The organism is candidate division KSB1 bacterium (genome assembly GCA_022566355.1).
GTDB lineage: Bacteria > Zhuqueibacterota > JdFR-76 > JdFR-76 > DREG01 > JADFJB01.
Genome location: JADFJB010000174.1, coordinates 1 through 6,580 on the forward strand (window position 1 = coordinate 1; position 6,580 = coordinate 6,580).

Below are 6,580 nucleotides of genomic sequence, written 5' to 3' on the forward strand. Positions count from 1 at the left end.
GCTGTCGCAGAATGCGCAATATCATTAAAATGTCATTCTGAGCGCCAGCGAAGAATCTTGTTGGTACAGCCCTTAATAACTTGATTATACTTGAGTTACAACGAGTTTCAAACAAGATCCTTCACTCCGTTCAGGATGACAATTCCAGGCTTTTTGCCTATTCTGCGACAGCCTGCCAGGCGGGATTTTCTTCCCCCTTCGTCAAGCTCAGGACGCAGCCTCTCAAAGAGGGGAATTCCAACAATCAACCATCTAATTTTCTTATTTCTTATACCTTATTCCTCTAGCATCATCCGGTATCCGGCATCCGGCATCTAGCATCCAGCATCCAGCATCTGGCATCTGGCATCTAGCATCCAGTATCCAGTATCCAGCATCTGGCATCTGCACCAACACCAAAATGACGCGTTCCCTCCACTACGTCACGCTCAAGTTCGAGTAAATGACTAAACCTCAACCCTATTAACTCTTGACGCAATAGTTTTTCCGACATCATCAAATCTTCTGAAGGCGGGCCACCAGTACCATGCTTTAGTTGTTTCCGTGTATAGGCTTCAAGCAGTAAAACTCCGGTGTTTTTGAGCCCTTTTACTACTTTTTTGTGCAGTTTCTTTCTTAGCTGTACTGGGACATGACAAAAAATGGATACAATTCCATCCCACTTTTTGATGCGGGGTTAAATCGATGGCGAATCGGTCCTCTTGGGTCAAACCTTGAACTGTATATTTATATCCGCCAAGCCCAGGTTCGTAAAATTGTCCAGTTCCATAAATACGGCCTGCCGTGTGATCTAAGTCTAAAACGAATTCACCCGCGTTCGTTCCACTGAGGTTTCCCATCCATTTACCAGTAAGATTTATCATATAATTATCGACTGCTCGTTTTTTCCTAAAGTAGCGACTTCTTTTTCAAATTCATCAGCTTCTTCCAAAATATACTGTACACCATCTGTTCCTTGGATTATCACTGCGTCTAATTTGGCCAAACTTAATATTTTATCTATTGAAAGCTTTTCTTTTGCTAAATCAACTGTTTTCATAATTTCACCTCCTCATTTCCTATGAACAAAGTATTATTCTTTATTTCTTTATGTTCATAACAAGAATAAAATTTAGAAAGGAAAAGTCTTCATTAAAAAATCTCCTCGCCAAAATCTTCAACTTCATAAGATTTTGATTAAACTTTGCAATTCACTGGTTTAAGTTTATTTCTTACTTAAATTTAGGTGAATAGGAAAAATTGTAATATATTAAAATATTAATATTTTAATATGTATTTGGTTCTAACTAAATTACTAAGAAATGAAACAATCTGATATTCTAAACAAATTCTTCGATGGTGACCGGCTTGCATTAGCGCGTATGATTACCAAAGCCGAGAATAGTCACAATTCCCGTGATCCTGTTCTTGATGAAGTGTTAAAGCAAAGCAAAGGTTCATTCCGCATAGGAGTTACAGGCCCACCTGGCGCCGGTAAAAGTACACTTTTGGACAGAATGGTTGTTCAATTTCGTCAAGATGGGAAAACGGTGGGGGTGATTGCTGTCGATCCAACCAGCCCATTTACAGGAGGAGCTATACTGGGTGATCGTATTCGCATGAACTCGATTCAGCAAGATCCGGGAGTTTTTATTCGCAGTATGGCAACGAGAGGGAGTTTGGGAGGATTGGCTCATACTACCCAGGAAATTGCAGATGTATTTGATTCTTTTGGCAAAGATATTATTTTTATAGAAACAGTTGGTGTCGGCCAATCAGAATTGGATGTGGTGCAGGCTGCAGACACGATTTTGGTGGTTTTGGTGCCCGAATCCGGTGACAGCATTCAAGCAATGAAAGCCGGTTTGATGGAAATCGCCGATATTTTTGTATTAAACAAATCCGATCATGAATATGCAAAACGCGCTTATACGGACTTAAATTCGGTTTTACATTTAAATCGATCTCATAATGGCTGGTGGCCATCAATCGTCCAAACAGTTGCAAATACCGGAGAAGGCTTTGATAAATTATTTGAACAGCTGACAAAGCATAAGGCCTATTTGGAAGATAATAATGTTTTGGAAAATAAAAGACGAGAAAGGACACATGATCGTCTGAAATCCAAGGTGAATCAAAAAATATTTAAACAATTTTGGAATCCGAAAAAACTTGTAGATTTTGAACAATATATCGAAGAAATTTTGAATGGAAAACTATCTTATAACGAAGCGTTGGAGAAAATTTTGAAATGATATTTCAAGCTGATCCTTTTTGCCACAAAGACGCGAAGTCTCTAAGAATATAAAAGTTATAATTAAAAGTGGCGAAAACTGATTTTGGAGTTAAAAAGATAATCAAACTATATATACTTTTTTCTAAAAGCTTTGAGCCTTCGAGTCTTGGAGGCAATAAATTATTCAGGTTAATAAAGAAAATATTTGGAGTATTAAATGATAGATCCTACAAAGTTTAAAGTAGAAAAAGAAAGATGGGAAAAGGACAAGCAGACCAAAGGTAAAGACCGGAAGAAGAAATTTGTTACCACTTCTTCTATGGAAATTGAGGATTTGTACACGCCGGATGATCTTGAAAATATCGATTACAATCGGGATATTGGATTCCCGGGCGAATATCCATATACTCGCGGTGTTCATCATAATATGTATCGCGGCAAATTGTGGACAATGCGTCAATTTGCCGGATTTGCCAGTCCTAAAGATACCAATGAAAGATTCCATTACCTGTTAGAACATGGCCAAACCGGTCTTTCAACCGCCTTTGATTTACCCACATTAATGGGTTATGATTCGGATGATCCGATGAGCAAAGGAGAGGTGGGAGTTTGCGGGGTTGCAATAGACACTCTTGATGATATGGAAATTTTATTTAAGGGAATCCCATTAGATAAAGTAAGCACTTCCATGACCATTAACTCTCCAGCTGCAATGATACTAGCAATGTATTTTGCCGTTGCAGAAAAACAAGGTGTGCCTAAGGATAAAATACGCGGAACAGTTCAAAATGACATTTTAAAAGAATACATTGCTCAGAAAGAATATATATTTCCTCCTGGCCAATCCATGCGTATCATTATGGATATGATGGAATATTGTACACAGGAAGTGCCTCAATGGAACACGATTTCTATCAGTGGATATCATATTCGCGAAGCAGGTTCTACGGCAGTGCAGGAGCTTGCATTTACATTGGCCGATGGTTTTGCTTATGTGGAAGCTGCGATAAAGGTGGGAATGGATATTGATGATTTTGCTCCCCGACTATCTTTCTTTTTCAATGCCCACCTTGATTTCTTTGAGGAAATTGCTAAATACAGAGCAGCAAGAAGAATTTGGGCTCGGCACATGCGTGAGCGTTATAAAGCAAAAAACCCAAAGTCCTGGTTGTTGCGTTTTCATACACAAACGGCTGGCTGTTCTTTAACCGCTCAGCAACCTGAAAACAATATTGTTCGCACAGCTTGCCAAGCTCTTGCCGGTGTGTTGGGAGGCACACAATCACTCCATACTAATTCTATGGACGAAACATGGGCATTGCCATCTGAAAAAGCTGCAAAAATTGCTTTGCGAACCCAACAAATTATTGCCCATGAAACCGGTGTGTCCAATACCATAGATCCACTGGCAGGATCCTATTTTGTTGAATCTCTAACAACGAAAATGGAGGAGGAAGCCGAAAAGTATTTTGAGAAGATTAAAGAACTGGGCGGCGTTATTTCCGCTATAGAATTGGGATATTTCCAGAGAGAAATTTCTAAGGCCGCATCACTTTATCAGCAAGAAATTGATTCTAATGAAAGGATCATAGTCGGTGTTAATGAATATGTTGAAGTAGAAGAAAAAATCGAAATCCCAATTTTAAGAATAGACCCCCAGGTAGAAAAGGATCAAATAAAAGCGTTGCAACAAATTAGAGCGCAAAGAAGTGATACAGAGGCTCAATCAAGTCTTTCCGGTTTGCGAGAGAGTGCAATTCATGGCAATAATATGATGCCGCACTTACTGGCATGTGCCAGAAATTATGTTACAATTGGTGAGATGGTGCAAGTTTTACGTGAGGAATTTGGCGAGTACCTGGAGGCAGCGACTTTTTAAATTATGAGTTGTTTGTAATGAGTTTTGGATATTACAAATTACGTATTCTTCAATCATTTCGCGGTATCATCGCGAGTGCAGTTTTAGGCACTCTTGGTGAAGTTGAATGGTGATCAAGATGACAATTCATATTTTGTGAAATCTTTTGATATGAAAAGGAGCCATAAATGACAGATCGGAAAATCAGGGTTCTGATTGCTAAACCCGGGTTGGATGGACATGATCGTGGTGCGAAAGTAATAGCCGGCGCTCTTCGTGATGCTGGCATGGAAGTTATTTATTTAGGATTAAGACAAACAGCTGAGATGATTGTCGAAGCTGCTTTGCAAGAAGATGTGGATGTAATCGGGTTAAGCATTTTGTCAGGAGCTCATATGACGATCTTCCCTGATGTGAAAAAGAAACTAGACGATGCCGGATTGAATGATGTTTTACTTACGGGAGGCGGCATCATAGCTAAGGAAGATGCCGAAGATCTGACCAAACTTGGGGTGGGTAAGTTATTTGGGCCTGGCACAAATACATCGGCAATCATTGAATATATCAAGGAATGGCACTCTAAAAAAACAAAGTCTGATTAAAACTATGGCAATCGATCCAAGAATTGAAAATCTACGCAAGTTAAAGTCTCAAGCATTATTAGGGGGTGGACAAAAAAGAATTGATACTCAACACAAAAAAGGTAAATTAAGCGCGAGAGAGCGGATCAACCTGCTCCTGGACGAAAACAGCTTTGAAGAAATTGATATGCTGGTACGTCACAGCAGCCGTGATTTTGACCTGGATAAACAACGTTATTTCGGTGACGGTGTAATCATCGGATACGGTACCATCAATGGGAGAAAAATATTCGTTTTTTCCCAGGATTTTACTGTTCTTGGCGGCTCTCTTTCGGAATCGCACGGCAAGAAAATTTGCAAATTAATGGACCTGGCCTTAAAAAACGGTGCTCCAATTATTGGCCTGAACGATTCTGGTGGCGCGAGGATTCAGGAAGGTGTGGTTAGTCTTGGAGCCTATGCGGATATTTTTCTGCGCAATACTTTGGCTTCCGGAGTCATTCCCCAGATTTCAGTAATTTTAGGGCCCTGTGCCGGTGGTGCAGTATATTCGCCTGCCATTACGGACTTTGTTTTCATGGTTAAAAATAACAGCTACATGTTTGTAACGGGTCCAAATGTTGTAAAAACAGTTACGCATGAGGAGGTTTCTTTCGAAGACTTGGGTGGTGCTGAAACTCATGCAACCAAAAGTGGAATAGCTCATTTAATCTCAGAAAATGAAGTTGACTTACTTGAGCGTGTTAGAGAATTGATGCAATATCTGCCGCAAAATAATCTAGACGATCCGATAACAGAGGAAAACGATGACGATCCGAGTAGAGTTGACGATACGCTGAATACTATAGTTCCTGAAAATTCCAATAAATCGTATGATGTTAAAGAAGTACTGTTTCGAGTTTTTGACGACGGTAAATTTTTTGAAATACATGAATATTTTGCCCAAAATATCGTCGTCGGTTTTGCACATCTTAATGGTTCACCTGTAGGAATTGTTGCAAATCAACCTGCATTTTTGGCAGGTGTGTTGGATATCAATTCATCCATTAAAGCAGGGAGGTTTGTTCGTTTCTGTGATGCTTTTAATATCCCGATAATCACATTTGTAGATGTGCCTGGATTTTTGCCGGGAACCGATCAGGAATGGGGCGGAATCATCCGAAATGGCGCCAAATTGTTATATGCTTATTGTGAAGCAACGGTACCAAAAATTACTGTGATTCTTAGAAAAGCCTATGGCGGTGCTTATGATGTTATGAGTAGTAAACACATCAGGGGTGATGTTAACCTTGCATGGCCATCTGCTGAAATTGCGGTTATGGGTCCGAAAGGCGCTGTTGAGATCATATTTCGCAAAGAGATCGAAGAATCGAAAGATCGACTGAAGACAACTGAAGAAATGGCTAGTCAATACCGGGAAAAATTTGCAAATCCTTATATCGCAGCCGAACGTGGATATATAGATGATGTGATTGAACCGTCAGAAACTCGGCCTAAATTAATCAAGGCTCTCGAAATGACCAAAAATAAGGTCGACCAAAATCCAAGAAAGAAACACGGAAATATTCCACTTTAATTATCCTATTCAGCTATTGGCATCCCGACGCTTCGGGATTGCTAAATTAAAGGAAAAATATAGGACTCTGAATATTTGCAATGAAGATATTTGCCATCGGTAAACAAATAAAAAAGTGATAATAGATCAGTTAAATAGTGAACAAAAAATGATAAACAATCTCATCAGTAAGCTAAAGGCCAACAGCTAAAAGCCAATGGCTGAATAGTTACGACCATCAATAAAAAGTTTGCTAAAATAAACTTTTACACTGTAATAATATTATGCAATCCAATGAATTTCATGTCATAGTGGTAGGTGGCGGACCCGCCGGTTCAACTTGTGCGGCGTTATTAAGCAAAGCCGGTTTG

Annotated in this window: 7 protein-coding genes; 5 read left to right on the forward strand and 2 right to left on the reverse strand. The window is 39.6% G+C overall.

From position 1 onward, the window contains the following. Positions 1-554: 554 nt before the first annotated feature. Both IIC38_19345 and IIC38_19350 read right to left on the reverse strand, forming a co-directional pair. Positions 555-863: a hypothetical protein gene (locus tag IIC38_19345; protein ID MCH8128080.1), complete on the reverse strand. Its 309-nt coding sequence runs from the start codon at positions 861-863 to the stop codon at positions 555-557. Next, on the reverse strand, positions 860-1,039 hold the full coding sequence (locus IIC38_19350) for a hypothetical protein (GenBank protein MCH8128081.1): 180 nt from the start codon (positions 1,037-1,039) through the stop codon (positions 860-862). The genes IIC38_19345 and IIC38_19350 overlap by 4 nt, the downstream gene beginning before the upstream one ends. Positions 1,040-1,301: 262 nt before the next feature. Here IIC38_19350 and meaB point away from each other — a divergent pair, with 262 nt between their 5' ends. The 5 genes from meaB to IIC38_19375 all read left to right on the forward strand — a co-directional run. Then, on the forward strand, positions 1,302-2,234 hold the full coding sequence (gene meaB, locus IIC38_19355; GenBank protein MCH8128082.1) for a methylmalonyl Co-A mutase-associated GTPase MeaB: 933 nt from the start codon (positions 1,302-1,304) through the stop codon (positions 2,232-2,234). Positions 2,235-2,432: 198 nt separating this feature from the next. Beyond that, on the forward strand, positions 2,433-4,094 hold the full coding sequence (locus tag IIC38_19360; GenBank protein ID MCH8128083.1) for a methylmalonyl-CoA mutase family protein: 1,662 nt from the start codon (positions 2,433-2,435) through the stop codon (positions 4,092-4,094). 167 nt (positions 4,095-4,261) lie between these two features. Further along, complete coding sequence (locus IIC38_19365; protein ID MCH8128084.1) at positions 4,262-4,675, forward strand: cobalamin B12-binding domain-containing protein; 414 nt, start codon at positions 4,262-4,264, stop codon at positions 4,673-4,675. A gap of 4 nt (positions 4,676-4,679) precedes the next feature. Continuing rightward, positions 4,680-6,230 (forward strand): acyl-CoA carboxylase subunit beta, encoded by a 1,551-nt coding sequence (locus tag IIC38_19370; GenBank protein MCH8128085.1) that lies wholly within the window; start codon positions 4,680-4,682, stop codon positions 6,228-6,230. Positions 6,231-6,493: 263 nt separating this feature from the next. Next, the coding region (locus IIC38_19375; protein ID MCH8128086.1) for an FAD-dependent monooxygenase at positions 6,494-6,580 on the forward strand (87 nt) is incomplete at its 3' end.